The 18,047-nt window shown below is 56.1% G+C and carries 19 protein-coding genes and 7 pseudogenes; 17 read left to right on the top strand and 9 right to left on the bottom strand.

The features are described 5' to 3' along the window. Positions 1-20: 20 nt before the first annotated feature. From JCM13995_RS09040 to JCM13995_RS14510, 4 genes and pseudogenes are all read right to left on the bottom strand, one after another. A complete protein-coding gene (locus JCM13995_RS09040) occupies positions 21-785 on the bottom strand; it encodes a hypothetical protein (protein ID WP_156314403.1) in 765 nt (254 codons plus the stop codon). A 110-nt stretch (positions 786-895) separates the two neighbouring features. After that, positions 896-1,441: a hypothetical protein gene (locus JCM13995_RS09035; protein ID WP_054664849.1), complete on the bottom strand. Its 546-nt coding sequence runs from the start codon at positions 1,439-1,441 to the stop codon at positions 896-898. Positions 1,442-1,549: 108 nt separating this feature from the next. Further along, positions 1,550-1,906, bottom strand: a pseudogene (locus JCM13995_RS09030) (GNAT family N-acetyltransferase); the annotation flags it as partial. 10 nt (positions 1,907-1,916) lie between these two features. Beyond that, positions 1,917-2,075, bottom strand: a complete 159-nt coding sequence (locus JCM13995_RS14510; RefSeq protein ID WP_156314402.1) for a hypothetical protein — start codon at positions 2,073-2,075, stop codon at positions 1,917-1,919. A 75-nt stretch (positions 2,076-2,150) separates the two neighbouring features. Between JCM13995_RS14510 and rpmG the strand changes: the two genes are divergently transcribed. Then, a complete protein-coding gene (gene rpmG / locus JCM13995_RS09025) occupies positions 2,151-2,303 on the top strand; it encodes a 50S ribosomal protein L33 (RefSeq protein ID WP_054664841.1) in 153 nt (50 codons plus the stop codon). Positions 2,304-2,359: 56 nt separating this feature from the next. Here rpmG and JCM13995_RS09020 read toward each other — a convergent pair whose 3' ends face one another. Further along, positions 2,360-3,217: an RluA family pseudouridine synthase gene (locus JCM13995_RS09020; RefSeq protein WP_054664837.1), complete on the bottom strand. Its 858-nt coding sequence runs from the start codon at positions 3,215-3,217 to the stop codon at positions 2,360-2,362. A 133-nt stretch (positions 3,218-3,350) separates the two neighbouring features. On the opposite strand from JCM13995_RS09020, the pseudogene JCM13995_RS09015 reads away from it, so the two are divergent. Continuing rightward, positions 3,351-4,126, top strand: a pseudogene (locus tag JCM13995_RS09015) (alpha/beta hydrolase). 82 nt (positions 4,127-4,208) lie between these two features. Here the strand turns inward: JCM13995_RS09015 and JCM13995_RS09010 are convergent. Then, positions 4,209-4,709, bottom strand: a complete 501-nt coding sequence (locus tag JCM13995_RS09010) for a hypothetical protein (RefSeq protein WP_054664834.1) — start codon at positions 4,707-4,709, stop codon at positions 4,209-4,211. A 492-nt stretch (positions 4,710-5,201) separates the two neighbouring features. Between JCM13995_RS09010 and JCM13995_RS16130 the strand changes: the two genes are divergently transcribed. From JCM13995_RS16130 to JCM13995_RS08995, 3 genes and pseudogenes are all read left to right on the top strand, one after another. After that, positions 5,202-5,408 carry a hypothetical protein gene (locus JCM13995_RS16130; RefSeq protein ID WP_225350821.1) on the top strand — a complete coding sequence of 69 codons (207 nt, stop codon included), beginning with the start codon at positions 5,202-5,204 and terminating at the stop codon, positions 5,406-5,408. 52 nt (positions 5,409-5,460) lie between these two features. Next, positions 5,461-5,757 carry a hypothetical protein gene (locus JCM13995_RS09000; RefSeq protein WP_054664831.1) on the top strand — a complete coding sequence of 99 codons (297 nt, stop codon included), beginning with the start codon at positions 5,461-5,463 and terminating at the stop codon, positions 5,755-5,757. Between the two features lie 53 nt (positions 5,758-5,810). Continuing rightward, positions 5,811-6,757 (top strand): annotated as a pseudogene (locus JCM13995_RS08995) (aldo/keto reductase). 79 nt (positions 6,758-6,836) lie between these two features. Here the strand turns inward: JCM13995_RS08995 and JCM13995_RS08990 are convergent. After that, the gene (locus tag JCM13995_RS08990; RefSeq protein WP_054664828.1) at positions 6,837-7,055 is read right to left on the bottom strand and encodes a hypothetical protein; all 219 of its coding nucleotides are present in this window, start codon (positions 7,053-7,055) and stop codon (positions 6,837-6,839) included. A gap of 163 nt (positions 7,056-7,218) precedes the next feature. Between JCM13995_RS08990 and JCM13995_RS08985 the strand changes: the two genes are divergently transcribed. The 3 genes from JCM13995_RS08985 (at position 7,219) to JCM13995_RS16120 (ending at position 9,544) form a co-directional block, all read left to right on the top strand. Beyond that, positions 7,219-7,566 carry an MORN repeat-containing protein gene (locus tag JCM13995_RS08985; protein ID WP_225350820.1) on the top strand — a complete coding sequence of 116 codons (348 nt, stop codon included), beginning with the start codon at positions 7,219-7,221 and terminating at the stop codon, positions 7,564-7,566. A 166-nt stretch (positions 7,567-7,732) separates the two neighbouring features. After that, positions 7,733-8,254: an acyltransferase family protein gene (locus JCM13995_RS16125; protein WP_054664822.1), complete on the top strand. Its 522-nt coding sequence runs from the start codon at positions 7,733-7,735 to the stop codon at positions 8,252-8,254. Positions 8,255-8,320: 66 nt separating this feature from the next. After that, on the top strand, positions 8,321-9,544 hold the full coding sequence (locus JCM13995_RS16120; RefSeq protein ID WP_054664818.1) for an acyltransferase family protein: 1,224 nt from the start codon (positions 8,321-8,323) through the stop codon (positions 9,542-9,544). Here JCM13995_RS16120 and JCM13995_RS08970 read toward each other — a convergent pair. Next, positions 9,526-10,134: an HAD-IIB family hydrolase gene (locus JCM13995_RS08970; RefSeq protein WP_054664814.1), complete on the bottom strand. Its 609-nt coding sequence runs from the start codon at positions 10,132-10,134 to the stop codon at positions 9,526-9,528. The two genes, JCM13995_RS16120 and JCM13995_RS08970, sit on opposite strands and share 19 nt — an antisense overlap. Then, positions 10,131-10,328, bottom strand: a complete 198-nt coding sequence (locus tag JCM13995_RS17040; RefSeq protein WP_054664811.1) for an HAD hydrolase family protein — start codon at positions 10,326-10,328, stop codon at positions 10,131-10,133. The genes JCM13995_RS08970 and JCM13995_RS17040 overlap by 4 nt, the downstream gene beginning before the upstream one ends. A 221-nt stretch (positions 10,329-10,549) precedes the next feature. Here JCM13995_RS17040 and JCM13995_RS08960 point away from each other — a divergent pair, with 221 nt between their 5' ends. The 9 genes and pseudogenes from JCM13995_RS08960 to JCM13995_RS08920 all read left to right on the top strand — a co-directional run. Then, a complete protein-coding gene (locus JCM13995_RS08960; RefSeq protein WP_054664808.1) occupies positions 10,550-11,299 on the top strand; it encodes a lysophospholipid acyltransferase family protein in 750 nt (249 codons plus the stop codon). Continuing rightward, the gene (locus tag JCM13995_RS08955; protein WP_082397794.1) at positions 11,296-12,129 is read left to right on the top strand and encodes a glycosyltransferase; all 834 of its coding nucleotides are present in this window, start codon (positions 11,296-11,298) and stop codon (positions 12,127-12,129) included. Before JCM13995_RS08960 ends, JCM13995_RS08955 begins: the two co-directional genes overlap by 4 nt. A 32-nt stretch (positions 12,130-12,161) precedes the next feature. Then, positions 12,162-13,079: pseudogene (locus JCM13995_RS08950) on the top strand (glycosyltransferase family 8 protein); the annotation flags it as partial. A gap of 33 nt (positions 13,080-13,112) precedes the next feature. Next, positions 13,113-14,003, top strand: coding sequence for a lysophospholipid acyltransferase family protein (locus JCM13995_RS08945; protein ID WP_054664800.1), 891 nt, complete (start codon positions 13,113-13,115; stop codon positions 14,001-14,003). Next, complete coding sequence (locus JCM13995_RS08940; RefSeq protein WP_054664797.1) at positions 13,939-14,568, top strand: TetR/AcrR family transcriptional regulator; 630 nt, start codon at positions 13,939-13,941, stop codon at positions 14,566-14,568. The genes JCM13995_RS08945 and JCM13995_RS08940 overlap by 65 nt, the downstream gene beginning before the upstream one ends. Positions 14,569-14,963: 395 nt before the next feature. Further along, a pseudogene (locus JCM13995_RS08935) lies at positions 14,964-15,879 on the top strand (phosphate/phosphite/phosphonate ABC transporter substrate-binding protein). Positions 15,880-15,949: 70 nt separating this feature from the next. After that, positions 15,950-16,718, top strand: a pseudogene (phnC, locus tag JCM13995_RS08930) (phosphonate ABC transporter ATP-binding protein). 1 nt (position 16,719) lies between these two features. After that, complete coding sequence (gene phnE, locus JCM13995_RS08925; RefSeq protein WP_054664794.1) at positions 16,720-17,505, top strand: phosphonate ABC transporter, permease protein PhnE; 786 nt, start codon at positions 16,720-16,722, stop codon at positions 17,503-17,505. Continuing rightward, positions 17,502-18,047: pseudogene (locus JCM13995_RS08920) on the top strand (PhnE/PtxC family ABC transporter permease); the annotation flags it as partial. The gene phnE and the pseudogene JCM13995_RS08920, both read left to right, overlap by 4 nt.

Below are 18,047 nucleotides of genomic sequence, written 5' to 3'. Positions count from 1 at the left end.
GACTTCAGGCGTCACACATCTCATCGGCAGCTGCGGCGGCCTGCTTCTTGGCCCTGGCGGCGGCTTTTTTTGTAAAGCGCGCAAAGCTGCGGCGTGGCCCCACCAATTTCGTACATGACGATGGTCATCAACTCGAAGCGCGTAAACACCCGCGGCCTTCTTGGCTGCTGGTCCAGCCACGCAGAAAATTGCATCTCGAAGTCGGCCAACGTCCAGTTAAGCCGCCCGAGAAGCGTCTTCAGAATATTCTTTTCAAATTCGCTCATCTTCGCCCAGGTGGTTTGATAAGTCAACTCGGTGCCGTCCGGCTGCGGATCAAGATCCGCATCGATCAAGGCCATCAGCGTCTGAATCGCATCCGTATCATGATGCGTATCGTACTCCAGGCGCAGCTGATGACGCAGTAGCAGGGCCTGATAGGTGGCGTCGTCTGCGTACTTGGCTTTGGCCTCAGCAAGCATGTGCTCAATGAAGTGGTAATCAATTTTCGGGTGCAGCCACGGCAACGTCAGCACATGTGCAAAATCGATCACGTCCGGCAAATAATACTCGTGGATCCACAGCCACCCGTCGATATCGCTAAGTGCCGCCTGGCCCTTGGGCGTCAGCTCGTAGCGCACGGCATTCCCTGGCACCGGCTGGATCAGCCCCCGGCGAAGCAGGCGGGCGATCACCCGCGCAGGCGACAGTCGGTAGCGGTCATGCCACACCGGCTCGGTCCCCACGGTCGGCGAATCTGACATTGTCAACATGTACATAAAAACCTTTACGCTTGGTGTTAGCATACTGTCCCTCCCGAATCCCCCAGATACGCCCATTGTAGCCGGGACTGAAAACGCTGTCAAACCGAGGTAAAAAAAGGTCGCCGGCAAAAACCGACGATGCTTATAAACACTTATTTAAGGCTCTTTTCGATTTTAGCGATGCCTTGCGCAGCGTCTGAAACTTTCACGGTAAACCCGAACTTGCGGAAAATATGAGCCAGTTTGTCGAAGTTTTCCTTATCGAAGCTCGAGATGTTGCCGTCGATTTTCTCCACGTCAGCCTTGTTGGCCAGGTTGAGAAACGCCTTGAGCGCGAGCTGGGCGAGGCCCATGTCCTGAAAATCATAAAAAGCCAGGCGACTCTCCGACCCTAGCGTTTCCAGTACAGTGATGTGCATGGCCTTCTGCCAGGCGTTCAGGTCAAACAGCAGTTGGGCTTGAAAGTCGGCCTTGGAGTGCCCGTACTTGTCGACATTTTCAAACGGCGTGTACACGCTGATCGTGAAACTGCTCTTGCGGGCGTTTGCCTGGTAGTCGGTGTAGACGATGTACTGCGTGGCCTTTGCGCCTTCAACCTGAGGCTGGTTCATGCTCGACAGGATCGTCAGGGCCGGATCTTTCTCAATTGCGGCAAGCCGCTTGGCGTATATATCATCGTAATCAGCTTGGGTACTCATTATGAAACCTCCATTTTAATTTTTCAGTTTCATTATACCATTACCTTGCGCCAGCCACGACATTTCTTTTGCCGGCTGAAATGAAAGCCGTGCTTTACAAATTGTAAGCTAGTCCTGAGGAGAATTTTCATTGCTTAATTCAAAATACGCCTCCGCGCGATTTTCGCCGTGGGCCAGCACTGCCGGCAGCGGTGCCGTGAAGCGATACTCAAAGCCCAAGCGGGCCAGTACCGCAATTGAGCGACGGTTATCCGGGAACACCCCTGCCCACAATGCTGTGATTCCCTGGGCAAACAGGTCCTTCACCACCAACCTCAGCGCCTCGGTCATAAGGCCCTGACCCCAGTATTCCTGGCCTAGGGCGTACCCCAGTTCACGGGTCGAGGCGACTGGGTCATCAGGGTCTTGGGTGCGGGGGTAAATGCCGACCTCTCCAATCAGCTGACCGTTTAGCACCACGGCGAATTCTGTGTCTTTAGTGTTTTTTTAGGTGCTGCTGGGCCGCCTGTAAATCGGCCAGTCGACCCATCCCCGCCGGTCCCGCGACCGCCGGGTCTTGGGTCAGTGCTAAGTACGCTGCGGCATCGTCAGCCCGCATCGGCCGGATCGTCACGCGCGTTCCCTTCAGCTCCATCTGCTCTTCTCCCTTGACTTTTTGGCTGATTCCGGTATGCTATTAAGGTTCATATATAGAAAGAGGTGCTTGAGCATGCGTGATCACATTCTTCTTGCTTGCGCCGAAACTGGCGAACGGATCTATTTGACTTCCAAGAACAAGCGCAACACACCGGATCGTTTGACTTTGAAGAAGTATTCTCCAAAGCTGCGCCGCCGTGTTGAGTTTACTGAAGTTAAAAAGTAATTCGGCTCGTCGCTTAGGCCTAGCGACTACCACCGTCTCCTCGGAGGCGGTTTTTTTTATGCCGGAAAAGCGGGCCAATCTGCCGGCAGCGGCAAGTGATAGCTGTGCGTCAGCCCGGTGAACGGATCCGTGAACGTCAGTCCGCTCGCCTGCAGCAACTGATGAGGATACTCAGAAGTAGCCTGGCCGTACAACGGGTCACCGACTAGCGGGTGTCCGATCGCCGCAAAGTGGGCACGGATCTGGTGCGTCCGGCCAGTTTGCAGCACAATGTTCACAAGGCTCAACCCGTTGTGGGTGGCGGCGACCGCGTAATCCGTGATCGCCGTTTGCCCGCCCTCGCGCACTTCACGGTGGATCCCATCTGCCGCCTTCGCCAGCGGCAGCGTGATCGTCCCCACCGCCGGGTCCAGGATGCCGCTCACCACAGCCTGATACTGCTTGGTCAGGCCATTATCCTCGGCCTGATCCAACTTACCTTGGGCAAAAATGTGCTTGGCGATCAGCACCAGGCCGCAAGTGTCGCGGTCCAGGCGCGTCATGACCGCGGGCTGCGGACCGTCGATCCCAGCCGCTGCCAGGTACCCGGCAGCGCGATTGAGCAGACTGGCCGTGGGGGCGCTGGGACCAGGCACACTGGCCAACCCCACTGGCTTATTCACGATGAGCCAATTGTCAAGCTCCTGGACAACGGTCAGCGGGTCGTGACTGATCGCGACCGTATCGGCAGCCGGGAGCTCAAAGCGGATCTTGTCCCCGTGGATCACCGGCTGGTTGACTGTGGGTTCGCCATTCAAAAAGACGGCGTTTGCCGCAAATAGTTTTGTGAGCAGCCGGTGGCTCACGCCTTGGCGCATCAACACGCGCTTGACCGTGGTCGCGCGCTCTGCTGAGTACTGAAACGAAAAATTCATTGTCTTGATCCCTCCGCCTCGAATTATAACGGACTTTGGCGTGCTTGAACACGGCTGGCTTGCTGGGAGCGCTTGCCATAGTTGCGAGAAGTGGACTAAGCTGAAGGTAGACACTTTTCAAGGAGGACAAACGATGATTGATACAGATCTGGCTTATGGCAGCGACCCCGCCCAACAGGCCGATATTTACGTACCGACCAGCCCAACGGCGCGGCCATTGTCTATATTCACGGCGGCGGGTGGTTCCGCGGTGATAAAACACGTGACCAGGAGATCGGCCAGCTTTTGGCCGACGCCGGTTACGTCGCCGCTTTGATCAATTACCGATTGGCCCCAGCACATCAGTTTCCTGCTGCCCAGGACGACCTGCACGCGTTTCTCGCCTGGTTTGCCGCCAGTGACTATGAGTTTGACCGCGCCAAAGTCGGCCTACTCGGCGCCAGTGTCGGCGGCACTATGGCCATCAGCGAAAGCATTCAAGGCGGCCAACCGGTCGTCACCTGGTCCGCTGTCGTGGACTTTGCCAACTGGGTCCAGCAGCACCAAACCGTCAAGGCTTCGGTCGACGCCAAGCAAGAGCTCGGCATCACTGAACCACACGCCATTCACGAAAGCTTCTATAAATATTTCGTGCAGACCTACCTCGGCGACTTGACGCCGGCCCGGCTGACTGCCGTGAACCCGCTGAACCATTTGACGGAAAAGCTTGGGCCCACCCTGATGTACAATTCCACCGATGAGTTGGTCCCACTGCCAGGAGTCTTCCGCTTTCTCGAACAAGCCGCCGCGTTTAAACGCGATATTGCCGTCCATGTCGTGCCTGGCTCCGGTCACGCGCGTGATTACACGCAGTTTGCGCTTCCCGGCACCCTGTCGTTCTTCGGCTACCATTTGGGCGTTGATCACTAATACGCTTTCCCTACCCGCTCAAAAATCCCAGTGCCTTGCCGCAGCAAATTTTTCGCGCGGAAGCACTGGGATTTATTTTTGCTTAACGAACCAAAACGAGCGGTGCACTGGCACCAGTCACCCAACTGAGCTGCCCGTTTTGAAGCACCAGCTGCAAGGGATCCGCCTCAACGCCTGTCGGGGTGAACAAGTAACCCGCACCGCTGGCGGTTACCTGGTAACTGGTCGTCACGCTTGGCTGGCCCGGTTGCGCAACGGTCAGCGCGCTTTTTGATAGCGTCAAAGTCACAGCCTGGTTGTGCCAAGTCCCGTAGTAGGCGGCAAGGCCAGCTGTCGGCTGGGCGGCCGGCTTGACTGCTGTTGTCTGTGAGGCAGTTGCTTGCGTCTTAACGCTCGCCGCTGAGGCGGGTTGTTTTGACGCAGGTTGAGTGGTCTTTGCGGCTGGCTTGACCGAAGCCACCGGCGCCTTGGATGACTGGGCAACCTTGGCACTGACGGCAGCAGCTTTTGCGCCTTTAACACTGGCCTTAGCCTTGGAGTCTTGACGACAGGCGCACTCACCTTGGTTCAGTGCTTGCCTCATCAATGTGACTCGTGGCCGCTCCGGCACCGCCGCCGATCAAGCCCAACGTTAACGCACTGATCAAAAACCACTTCTTCATCACAATCACTCCCCGCTCTTCTTTATGGCTATAGTATACCCACATCTGCAACACTTTTGTAACATAATCGTCATAAAAATGCTTAAGCTTTGATTAAGCGCCGTTCCTATCGCCTTTTTATGTTACAACGTGCGGCTGACTGCATGATTGATTTTGCAAACATTTGTTCGTATAATGCGGTAAGTCTATCTTGAAAGGAGTCGTGCACATGACTTACGCCGACCAAATTGGTCAAGCGGCCTTCACGCATCTCGTGGCAGACTTTTTTTGCGCATCATTACCACGACCGCGGCATGAAAAAAAATGGCAAGGCTACTACCTGTCCGACCATACCGCCGCCTTGAAAAAAACAGGCAAAAGCCGAGGCGGCCTTACAAGATCAAGTCGCCTTGCCGCAGCAAAGCGAGGCGGCAGTGCGCCACATTCTGGCTACGGCGTTTGCCAGCGGCCAAAGTGTCATCGTGCAGTTGAAGCATCTCACCCCGGAAGGCCGGCTGGCCGCACCCTTGGGCGGAAAAGTCCAGGGGTACACCGACTGGGACGAGGTCGGCATCGGCAATGCCCAGGTCAGTATCGCCGATATTCGGCATGCCGACCTGGTCCCCTTTCCACAGCGCTAAGACGTGCTACAATCAGCTTAACTTCGCTGTGGCGATAAAAAGGAGGATCAAGATGCCGTTAATTGCAATTCTGCTGGACGCGATCGCGTTTGGCAGTTATCGGCTCCAAGCCCAAAGTGCCGCCCTGTATCACCTTGGCCTGGTGGGCCAAAGCGTGATCGTACTGGCCTTGTTGATCATGACCATTACCTACAAAGGAAAGAAATTGGGCTGGTTCAACTTTGCCACTTGGACCCACAACTTCACCATTCGGTACGCGGTCATCGTGCTTTCGCTCATTGTGAACGCACTGGTGCTATTTTTGTACATCCTCAACCTGACCGGCACGAACACGCTGATTTTCCGCTAATTGACGCAGGCGGCCTGAAGTCAATCGTGGTACATTAATCAGGAGGTGAGCATATGACAACAACTGTAAAAATCGGCCATAGCGACGTGGTATCCGGCCCGCTTGGCCTTGGAACCAACAAAGTCGGCGGCCATAACCTGTTCAAGGCGCTCGACGACCAAACCGGCATCCAAACCGTCAAAGCTGCGCTGGATCATGGCATCACCATGCTCGACACAGCGTTCATGTACGGCCTGGGCAACTCGGAAAACCTGATCGGTCAGGCCATCGCGGACTACGATCGGCACCAAATCGTGATTGCGACCAAGGCGGCGCAAGATCCGGATCGGGAACTGAAGCCGAACAACCAACCGGCATTTTTAACGCGGCAGGTCGACAATGCGCTTGAACGCCTCGGCACAGATTACATCGACATCTTTTACATCCACTTCCCGGATCAAGACACCCCTAAGTACGAGGCAGTGGGCGCGCTTGAGCGACTGAAAGAGGCGGGCAAGATTCGAGCAATCGGGGTGTCTAACTTCAGCTTGGAGCAACTCAAGGAGCCAATCAGGATGGTTATGTGGACATCGTCGAGGACGCCTACAACCTGATCGACCGGCAGGCGGCAGATACCCTGATGCCCTACCTGCAGCAACACGGGATCAGCTTTGTGCCGTACTTCCCGCTGGCGTCAGGCCTACTCACCGGCAAGTATCGGGCAGACCAAGTGTTCAGTGCCGATAGCTGGCAGGCCGGCAAACCGAATTTCCAGGGCGCCCGGTTTGCGGCGATCACAGCGGCATTGACCGATACCGTCAAGCCAATTGCGGACCATCACCAGGCAACTGCGGCCCAGGTCATCCTCGCCTGGTACATCCAGGATCCGGCGATCGCGGTCGTCATCCCCGGAGCCCGGACGCCTGAACAGGCCACGCAAAATGCCGGGGCACTGGACGTCACACTCAGCGTCGACGAGGTCAAGCAAATCTCCGAGGCGTTTAAGCGTCTGCCAGCATAAAGGCCGGCTCAGCCTTTGCCGCCAGTCAAAAAAAGCCCGGTGCAACGACAGATTGGTCGCTGCACCGGGCTTTTTGTGTCTAGCCGGCAATAAAAATCGAAACCGTCAGCCGCAGCACCGCGCTGGCCACCGACACAGTGATGCCCCACCAGGCTAAGTGCGGACGCGCGCGAAAGACGCCCCAGAAGCTAACCACCAGCCCAAGAATGTAAAACAGCCAGCCAACAATCGGCACCCCCAGCAGCAATAACCCGGCAAGGGCCAAGATGAGCCCGGCCGCCCCGACTCGCTCTTCCATGTGATCGACCTCCCTTTGACCCACACATTATGCAAATCATTGAAAAATCCCCGTGATGTCCTTGCTTCAATTGTGTTTTCAAGTATGATTAATTAGTAACTTTTTAGAAAGAAGGCCCACTTTGCTTACTCATCGCCTCAGAACCGGCCTAGAGCTTCTGACGGTGGCACTGATTCTTGCCGCCGCCAGCTTTGCGCTACGCCCCGCGCCCCGGATCACGACCCACTACACGCTGCAAGACGGCCAAATCGTTTACGACGGGCAGATGCTGAAGGGCAAGTTCAGTGGGCACGGGACGCTGACTGAACCAAATGGCGACCGCTACGTTGGTGAATTTCGCGCGGGCCGCTTCAACGGTTCAGGCAAGTTCTCCTCTCACGCCGGGTGGCGCTATACAGGCCAGTTCAAAAATGGGGCACTGACTGGCCAGGGGACGTTGACGACCAAGCAGGGCAAACAATTGCGGGGGTACTTCAAGAATGGCCAATACCATGCAGCATCAACACATTAAGTGGTTTGGCTTGATCCGGATATTAGGCCTCCTGATGATCCTCGGCTATCACTTCTTCAAGGTGGGCTACCCTGGTGGTTTTATCGGGGTCGACCTATTTTTTGTTTTTTTTCAGGCTTCCTGATCACCAGCCTGATGATTGATGAGTTCTCCAGCACGCAGCGCTTTGATCTCATCGCTTTTTTTGCGCCGGCGCTTTTACCGCATCGTGCCAGCCGTCATTATGATGATCTTAATCGTGGTGCCTTTCACCCTGCTGGTGTCCCCAGACCTAATCACTGGCTTGGGCAAGCAGATTGCTGCGGCCCTGGGGTTTGTGACGAATTGGTACGAAATTGCCACCGGTGGCAGCTACGCGAACAATTTTATCCCCCACCTATTCGTGCATACCTGGTTTTTGGGCGTTGAGATGCAGTTCTACTTGTTCTGGGGCGTGCTGGTGTGGGGAATCAGCCGGCTGCTGAAAAATCCTGAAGTCCCGATGCGTGAGCGCCGCGTACGGTTCCGCGGCATCCTGTTCACCCTTGCCCTTCTTTTCACAGCAGCCAGTCTTTACCTGATGTGGCAACAGAGCCAAGGCTTAAAGGACTTCACCCCGGTGTATTTTTCAAGCCTGACGCACGCCTTCCCGCTGTTTGCCGGTGCACTGCTCGCCACAGTGACCGGTGTTGCCGTCGTCCCCATGTAGTTTCGCCGGCTGGTTAGTCGCACTAACGCCTGGGAGACTGGCGTTGTCCTCCTTCTCGCGACTGGTGTGACCGTATGGCTCGGCACGACTATCAAGTTTGATGCCGCCAGCACCTATCCAATTGGACTTTTGATCGCCACCCTGCTCGTCATGATCATGATTGTTGCTGCGCGTCTGCTGCACGAGCACACCCCAACGGTTGAAGAGCCCAAAATCACCACCATTTTGGCCGCACTGTCATACGGCATTTACCTCTATCACTGGCCGCTTTTCGTCATTTTCAGCCGACTGTTAAACTCGGGTCAGGCGATTGCCGCCACCCTTGCACTGAGTTTGAGCTTCGCCGCCTTATCCGTGTACGTGATAGAGCCACTGATCGCTGGCAAAACACACCTGAGACACAACAGCCTGGCGGTGGCCGGGGTCTTTGTCATCGCGGCCGCCCTGACCGTGGTCACCGGCCGCCAGGTCCAAGCGGCCCCAGCGCTTTCTCAACTGGATACCACGCTGTGGACGGAAGGCATTCAGCAGGACATTGCCCAGTACCGCCGCGCCAAACCGGAAATTGTGGCCGCACACACGCCGCGCCAAACTGCCGCTGAGACTAGACTCGCACAATCACGCGCCGCAGCCGCCCAAGCGGCCAAAGGTGACCCACACGGCTATCAGGCCCAAAATCATCAGAGTACGGCGGCTGCACACCACATCCCCGCCGGCGTCTCGATCATCGGCGATTCCGTCACTCTCGGCACCGCCAGCTATTTGTCGGCCCACGTGGCCAACGCTTTGGTGGATGCAGAAGGCGATCGCACCATGAATCAGGCTGTCAGCCTGGTGGCACAACAGCAGCAAGCCGGCACCTTACGCGAGTTTGTGGTCATCGCCTGCGGAACCAATTCATTGGCCGACTACGCCAAAGTCCTGCAGCAGCTGCTTGACACACTTGAACCCGGCCACAAACTGGTGCTGGTCACCCCGTACAACGGCAAAGCGCAGTCAGACTGGAATTCCAGTAAGCTGACGGTGCTTGAGCGCGCGCTGCCCGCCAGCCACGACTGGGTCACGCTCGCCGACTGGGCAACCACTGCTGCCGCCCATCCACACGTCTTTAAAGGTACCGACGGCGTCCACTTCGGCGGCCACCAAGACGGCAACGTGCTGTTTGCGCAAACCATCAACGATGCGCTGATCGCCGCTGCCAAGAAGCCCGCCAAAAAAATAAGTCATCAACGTAAACGGGGACCGCGACTTGATTGTCGCGATCCCTGTTTTTATGCTTTCAAGAAGTGAAGCATGCCGTAGCCGACGCCATCCTCCACATTACTTTTGGTGATATGTTTGGCCACCTGCTTAATGGCTGGTGCCGCATTGGCCATTACGATCGGCGTCCCGACCATGGTGAGCATCGGCAGGTCGTTTTGTCCGTCCCCAAACGCGGCCACGTCCTTGGTATCTAGATGCTCAGTTTCCAGTACGTGCTTAATACCTCGAGACTTTTCTGCCTCCGCACTGGTGATCTCCAACCAGGCCGCGTTAGAGGAGCGCGCATTGATTCCCGGAAAATCATGAGTCGCAAAAAAGTCATGGATCTGAGCCATCACACTGGCATCAAAGTCGATCAGCATGATTTTCATGATCCGCCGCGGCCGTTCAAAAACCTCTTGGTAAGGCGCAAAGGTCGGCATCAAGCGCGACACGGCAATTTCGCCGCGCAGGTTATCGTCCATGCGCTCCGCGTACCAGTCCGCCCCGTCGTAATAGCTAACAGAGGTGCTGGGAAAGCGCTCGATGATGTCAGTGATAATTTGCTTGGCCGAAGTGGTCGGCATCGGCAGCGCCGACAAAATTTTGCGACCAGTGGCGAGCGGTTCGAAGATCATCCACCGTTATACGCGATCTGTGGCCCACGCAAGTCCAGTGCGGTGATGGCCTCCTGCATTTCTTTAGGTGAACGCGCCGAAACCAGCGTTAACGGCAAGCCGCTTTGCTTGATTTTCTGCGCGTTACTGTCGCGCACGCGGCCGGTCTCATCCAGCAACGTCCCATCCATATCCGTGAATACCCATGCGGTCATCCAAACCCGCTCCTTTCTCGTCCTGCTTTAATCTTAGGCCAATGCCCGCCGACTTGCCAAACAAAGCTGAGAATCATGTCAGCAAGCTGGTAATGAAAGCAGCAGAGCGCCGGTGTCATGCCTATTACAGGCCCGATGGCAGGCGTTTTCACTTGACAAGAGGGCCGTTTTCAGTATACTTACCCTATTAAAGTGAGTACTCACTCAAAGGAGGCGGCAAGATGAGACAACGCGTGCAGGAATACACCGATTTTGGTGCGGACCTCGTGACAACAAGCCGCCAAACCACCCCGCTGCCACCTGATTACGAGTGGGCCAAAACCGGCCTGTGGGCAGCCTTCAAAAGTGCCGTCGTCTATCACACCATGAAACAGGTCGGTCGTCTGTATTGGCGAGGCGTTCTGCACGCTAGGCTTGTCGGGCGCGAAAAGCTTGCGCCCTATCGCGATCAAGCCTACTTCCTTTACGGCAACCACACGCAACCGTTTGGTGATCCGTTCATGCCCATACTGCTGGCAGACCCGCAGCGTGCCTACACGCTGGCGTCTGCAGCCAACCTCGGCGTGCCGTTCTTCGGGCCGATCCTTCAGCTGGGCGGGGGTGTGATCCTACCGGAAACGGCCGCGCAAACCAGACGTTTCCTCAGCTACCTGCGCGGCCTAGTGAAAACCGGTGCCCCAGTGGCCGTGTACCCAGAAGCCCATGTATGGCCTTACTACACCGGCATCAGACCATTTGTCACCGGCGCGTTTCATTACCCCGTGGCATTCAAGGCCCCGGTCTTCACTTTCACCACAACATACCAAAAACACGGCGTCACCGTATACGTCGATGGCCCTTTTACGCCTGATCGGACTCAGCCCGCTCAAGTGCAGCGAAAACAACTGGCAGAAGTGGTGCACTCGCAAATGGCCAGTCGCACCCAAGCCAGTACCTACCAGCATGTGATTTACCGGAGGCGAGCCAAATGAACATCCTATACTGCGGTGATGACCATGTTCGCGATGGCGTGCTGCTGTCTGTACTGTCTTTGACCAAACAGGTCGAAGCGCCACTGCACATCTATGTCTTCACGGCGGCCATCAGCGTGGCAGGCACCAATTATCGTCCCTTCCCGGATGCGGCAATCAACGAGCTGCGGCAGGTGGTAAAAACCCACCATGCTGGCGGCTCTGTGACCAAGTGCGATTTGACCACTCTGCTAACCGAGATGCCACCCACCGCCAATTGGCAGACCCGCTTCACCCCGTACTGCATGCTGCGGCTGTACGCCGATTTGATCCCTAGCCTGCCAGACCGGCTCCTGTACCTAGACGCAGACGTGCTGGCAGTGGCTGACCCGCGTAAGTTTTATGACCAACCCCTGACCGACACAGAGTTAGTCGGCGTGCTGGATCACTACGGTCAGTGGTACTTTCACCATGGCCGGCGCCTGCGCGACTATATTAACTCTGGGGTGTTGCTGCTCAACCTCAAGCGAATCAAGCAAACTGGGCTGTTCGCCCGCTGCCGCGAACGCATCGCACGCAGACGGATGTTTATGCCAGACCAGAGCGCGCTAAACAAGCTCGCACAAGAAAAGCGGCTCGCCCCTCGCAAATACAATGATCAGCACGGTCCGCACCCCGATACCGTGTTCTTGCATTTCTCCACGCGGCTGAAGTTCTGGCCCTGGTTCCATCCAGTCACGGTTAAGCCCTGGCAAGTTGACTCAGTCCAAACCATGCTTGTCAACTCGAACACTCAAACAAAAGCCGTTTACGACGATTATGCAACCGTGCGAAACGCCAGAAAAGGATGATCGAATGACTTACTCAATTTTTTTACGCGGTCGACGACAATTATGTCGATCCGCTGACCGTGTCGCTGCATTCACTGACCCGCAATACGGCGGCGACCAACCAGTACCACGTGATCGTGATGACTGAACACTTGACGCCAGCTCACAAGGCGCAGATTCAAGCCGAGCAAACCGCCAATGTGACAGTCTCTTTTGAATCAATTGCCGACCGGCTCAAAGCCCAAATCACCGACAAAAACAACAAATTACGCGCCGATTACTTCACCTTTACGATTTACTTCCGCCTGTTCATTGCCGAACTTTTCCCGGCTCTGGACCGAGCCGTCTACCTAGACGCCGACACGGTGGTGCTGACTGACATTGCTGAGCTTTTTGCAGAAAACCTGCACGGGGACCTGCTCGGCGCCGTGCACGACCCGTTCATGGCCGTCAATCCGGAAACCACTGCCTACACCCGCGATGCCATCGGCGTCGACGTCCACCAGTACTGCAACTCCGGCGTGCTGCTGATGGATTTGGCCGGCATGCGGCGCGTCAAGTTTGCAGATCATTTTCTCAAGCTTCTCAACCAGTACCACTTCCACAGCCTGGCGCCTGATCAGGACTACATCAACGCCATTACGCGCGACCGCATGACTCACCTTGACGAGAGCTGGAACGTGCAGGGCGACCGGCCGCAGGTCACGACCCCCAAAATCATCCACTACAACTTATTCGACAAGCCATGGCATTATGCGCAAGTGCCAAACGACCATTATTTCTGGCACTATGCCGATGAATTGCCACAGGTGGCCGCCAACCTGCGCGCCACGCGGACGGCTTTTGGTGAAAAGCAGGTGCAAGGCGACATCAAGCACAAGCAGGACCTCATGACTCTGGCCGCCACCACAGGTGCTGAACCCATCACGTTTGCCAGTGTTGAAGCCCAGGGAGGGCAAGTACAGATATGATCGAAAAAAAAGTCTGCAGATCCGCACACTCCTGTGATCAAAAACATCGAGCGGGCCGTTCAGGACGGGCGGTTCAACGACAAAGTCGAGGTCAACGATCCAACCCTGCCGCCCGCCGCGGAAAAAGCGGTGATCGACCATTACCTGGCCAGCCAGACCACCTGGCGCCACCGCTTCAACAACGTCATCGTCCGCACCGGCATGAATCTGTCCGCGCGGTGGATCGGTCACGGCATTCAGGTCACCGGTCGCGAAAACCTGGCGGCGGTTCCTGGCGCGGCGATTGTCACGTCCAACCACTTCAGTCCAGTGGAAAACCTCATTGTCCGCAAAGCCTTGGGCATGCCGCGTCTGTACATTGTGAGTCAGACCACCAATTTGGAGATGCCAGGCACACTCGGGTACGTCTTTAACAATGCCGACATCCTGCCGATCTCTGCCGATGTAAACTATTTGGCCCACGAGTTTCCCGACCTGCTGGACACGGTGTTCAAGCGCCAGCACAAGGTCCTGATCTACCCTGAACAGGAAATGTGGTACAACTACCGCAAGCCGCGGCCGCCTAAGCGCGGTGCCTATTACTATGCCGCACGGTTCAACGTGCCGGTCATCTCCTGTTTCGTGGCGATTCACACGTTGGCCAAACAGGTCAGTCCCGCATTCAACAAGGTTGGGTACAGTATGCAGATTATGCCTTCGATTTTCCCCGACCCGCAAAAGTCGGTCCGCGAGAACTCGATTGCGATGATGCAGCAAGACTACCGGCAGAAGTGTCAGGCGTACGAGCGCGCCTATCAGCGTAAGCTCACCTACCAGTTCAGCGGGATGACATCGCCGGCTGGCGGGGAAAGGACTAGTCATGGCGGATCTCACTATCTCCGATTACGCGCAGGTCTTCGGCAATCTGACGCCAAAGCAGCGTAAAATTCTTGAAAGCGCCATTGAAGTATTTGCTGAAAAGGGCTACGCCAACGCCAGTACACATGAAATTGCCAAGCGCGCCGGGGTGGCGGAAGGCAATATTTTTGCGCGTTTTGGCTCCAAACGCGGCCTGCTGAATGCCATCATCCAGCCCGTCGCCCACCGGATCTTTCCGGTCGCAGTCTCTGACCTGGTCGACCGCGAGTTGGCCAGCCCGTTTCAGACGCGCCATGACTTTTGCGAGAGCCTGATTCGCAGGCGGCTTCAAATGCTGCGCGATAACGCCGCCTTGGTGAAGGTCTTCATCACGGAACTCCTCAATCAAGCAACGGTGCGACAGCAGCTGGTGGCTCAGCTGCCCGAGGCGTATTGGGAGGCACTGGACGAAGCGCTGGACCGGCTCCGGGCCAACGGCGAATTGGTCGCCTGGAGCAATCACACCGTGCTGAAGTACCTCTGGTCGCTGGTTGGCGGCGTGGCGGCCTCGTTCCTATACTTTAATCAGCCGCTCACGGATGAAACCATTAACAACACCATCACTGCAGCCGAAAAGGTCCTTGCCCCATAACATGAACGCCCAGGCAGATCGCCTGGGCGTTTTTTGACCTGGCGGCCCTCACAGCGTTAACACCGTTAAAGCCCAAAATGGGCTTTAGAAACCGGTTGCTTACAAATTGATTGTTCGGATACTATCAGTAAGCCAATATCAGAATACTTTCTGAAAATCTCATGAAAATTTTCGCGAAATTCCGAACTTTTTGATGATAAAGCGGACAATTAGGATTGAAATTGAGAACCTTCTCGCCTATACTACAAAATGGCTGGCAGGGATCGAATCGTTAACGGGTTATATTCAAGCTTGCGAATTGCCGCTAATGTTCGGCTTTTGCCAGTGGACAACCGACACTCACACTATGGGGGAGATATTGATGAAGCTCTGGAAAAAAATTGGCAACAGTCACGCTGGCTGCCGCCGCAACCTTGGCACTAGCCGCCTGCGGCAATAGCAAGTCCAGCACCAGCAGTTCCAGCAAGGACGGCTACACGCCTAAATCCTTGAACATCCAGTTCGTACCATCAAGTAACGCCAACACGATCGAGGCTAAGGCCAAGCCGCTGGAGGGACTGCTCAAGAAGCAGTTGGGAATCCCAGTCAAGGTCACAGTTTCAACCGACTACAACTCAATCGTTGAGGCCATGAAGTCCAAGCAAGTGGACGTTGGGTTCCTGCCACCTGACGGCTACGTTCAGGCCCACAAGCAAGGCGCCGCGGATGTGCTGTTGATGGCACAGCGCTACGGTATCAAGCAACCAGGCGGCAAGAACACCGACAAACTCGTCGACTCCTACCGCTCCGAGATTTTGGTCAAAAAAAGGCAGCAGCATCAAGTCTTACAAGGACCTGAAGGGTAAGAAGATCGCGGTGCAAGACGTCACCAGTTCCGCCGGGTACATCTGGCCGGTCGCTGAGCTCTCCCAGAAGGGCGTGGACATTCCTAAGGACAACACCCTGGTCACCGTTAAGGGGCACGACCAAGGCGTCATGTCCGTTCTGAACGGCGACACCGATGCTGCGTTCGTGTTTGAGGATGCCCGCAACGTGGTCAAGAAGGATGTGCCGAACATCATGAACGAGGTCGTGCCGATCTACTTCACCAAGCCGATTCCAAACGATACGATCTCCGTTCGCACCGACATGAGCAAAGCCTTCCGCACCAAGCTCAGCAAGGCCTTCCGGACCATTGCCAAGAGCAAGAAGGGGCACGAGATCATCTCCAGCATTTACACCCATGAAGGGTACGTGAAGGCGAAGGATTCGCAATTCGACATTGTTCGGAAATACGATAAGATCGCTAATGGGGAAACGAACAACAAGTAATGGTTGCACGCAAAAGCGCTAGCCTTCTAGCGCTTTTGCTATGCGTAGCGGGAAACGTGGAGGAAAGTCAATGTCAGAATCAGCAAAACCGGTCATCGAATTTGACCATGTCTCAAAAATCTATCCGAACGGCGTTGTCGGCTTGAAGGACATCAACTTGACCATTCAGCCCGGCGAGTTTGTCGTTGTCGTGGGCCTGTCCGGTGCGGGCAAAAGCACCCTGATGCGGGCCATCAACCGCCTGCACGACGTCACCGAGGGCGACGTGCGGATCAACGGCACCTCGATCACCAAGGCAAAAGGCAAACAATTGCTGCACATTCGCCGCCAGATTGGCATGATTTTTCAAAACTTCAACTTGGTCAACCGGGCGACTGTCCTGAAAAACGTGCTGACCGGGCGCGTGGGTTACTACCCCACTTGGAAGATGATCTTCGGGCTGTTTTCTGCGGAAGACAAACAGCGCGCGTATGATGCGCTGGGGACCGTTGAACTGCAGGACAAGGTTTACACCCGCCGATCAGCTCTCCGGTGGCCAGCAGCAGCGCGTCTCGATTGCCCGCGCGCTGACTCAGCAGCCGCAGATCATCCTCGCCGACGAGCCGATCGCCAGCCTTGATCCGCAAACCACCAAGCGCGTCATGGATGACCTGCAGCGCATCAACCGCGAAATGGGCATCACCGTTGTCGCCAACCTTCACTCTGTCGAACTCGCCCAGGCCTACGCCACCCGCATCATTGGCATCCGCGCCGGCGAAAAGGTCTTCGACGGGCCGGTAGCGGAAGCAACGGACGAGGCCATCGCCGAGATTTACAGCGGCGAAGAAAAGGAGGCGTAGCATGACTGCTCCTTCCACATTGCCGAAGCGCAAGCTGCACTGGCAAAAATGGGCGCTGACCGTCTTCATGATTGTTGGCCTGATCTGGTCCGCCTGGATCACGCAGGCGCACATGGGCATGTTCTTTGAAAACATCAGTCAATTCCTGGTCATTTTTCAGGAAATGGCGCATGTTGACTGGAGCTACGCCTATTACACGGTCGATCCCATGATCCAGACGTTGAAAATGTCCATCATCGGCACCCTGATTGGTTCGGCGTTGGCCTTTCCCTACGCCCTGCTGGTTTCGCGAAATATTGTGACCAACAAGTTCGTGGTCGGCCTGTTCCGCTTCATTCTGAACATTGTCCGGACCATTCCGGACCTGATGCTGGCGGCCTTGTTCGTCGCGGTTGTCGGTATCGGACCAATCGCCGGGATCTTTGCCCTCGCCATCTTCACCTTTGGGATGGTTGGCAAACTCTTTTACGAAGCCATTGAAACCATCGACCCTGGCCCGCTTGAGGCGCTGCGCGCGGCAGGGGCCGGCAAGATCGAGATCATTCGCTTTGCGGTGGTCCCGCAAATTGCGAACTACTTTATCAGCTACGTCCTTTACGCGTTTGAAATCAATGTGCGCGCGTCAACCGTGCTGGGCTACATGGGCGCCGGCGGGATCGGCATCTATCTCCAGCAGGCCCTGTCCATGTTCCGCTACGACCGCGTCGGGCTGATTGTGCTCGTCATCTTCGCGGTCGTGCTGGTCATCGATTACGTCTCTGGTAAAGCAAGGGAGGCACTGCTATGACCAACTCATCCGTACTGCCAAAAGCCCCGCTCACGCACCGCTACCGCCACATTTTCTTCACGGTACTGACGCTGGCCATCATCATCTGGTCGTTCACCGGCATGCCAAGCTTTGCCATCAAGCAAAACGCCTGGATGGTGACCAAGTCGATTGCGCATGGTCTGGCCCACCCGGATTTCAGCTACGTCTGGACAGGCGACGGCGAGGACCTGACCACCACCCTGCTGCAAACGCTGGGTATCGCCTTCCTCGGGACCTTCATTTCCGCGATCATCTCCCTGCCCTTTGCCTTCTGGGCCGCCAACACTAAAAATAAGTTCTGGCTGACCACCCGGTCCGGCAAATTCGTCCTGACCGCGATCCGGACCTTTCCTGAAATCGTCCTCGCCTTGATGTTTATCAAGCGGTGGGCCCTGGCTCCTTCGCCGGGGTCCTGGCCGTGGGGTTCCACTCGGTCGGCATGCTGGCCAAGCTATTCTCTGAAGCCATTGAAATATGGACGGCGGGGCCGGGGAGGCCGTCACCGCCGCCGGCGGCACGCG

Source organism: Lacticaseibacillus camelliae DSM 22697 = JCM 13995, from assembly GCF_001311195.1.
In the GTDB taxonomy this organism is placed as follows: domain Bacteria; phylum Bacillota; class Bacilli; order Lactobacillales; family Lactobacillaceae; genus Lacticaseibacillus; species Lacticaseibacillus camelliae.
The sequence above is the reverse complement of the archived record's forward strand: the minus strand, read 5'-3'. Positions and strand labels throughout refer to the sequence as shown.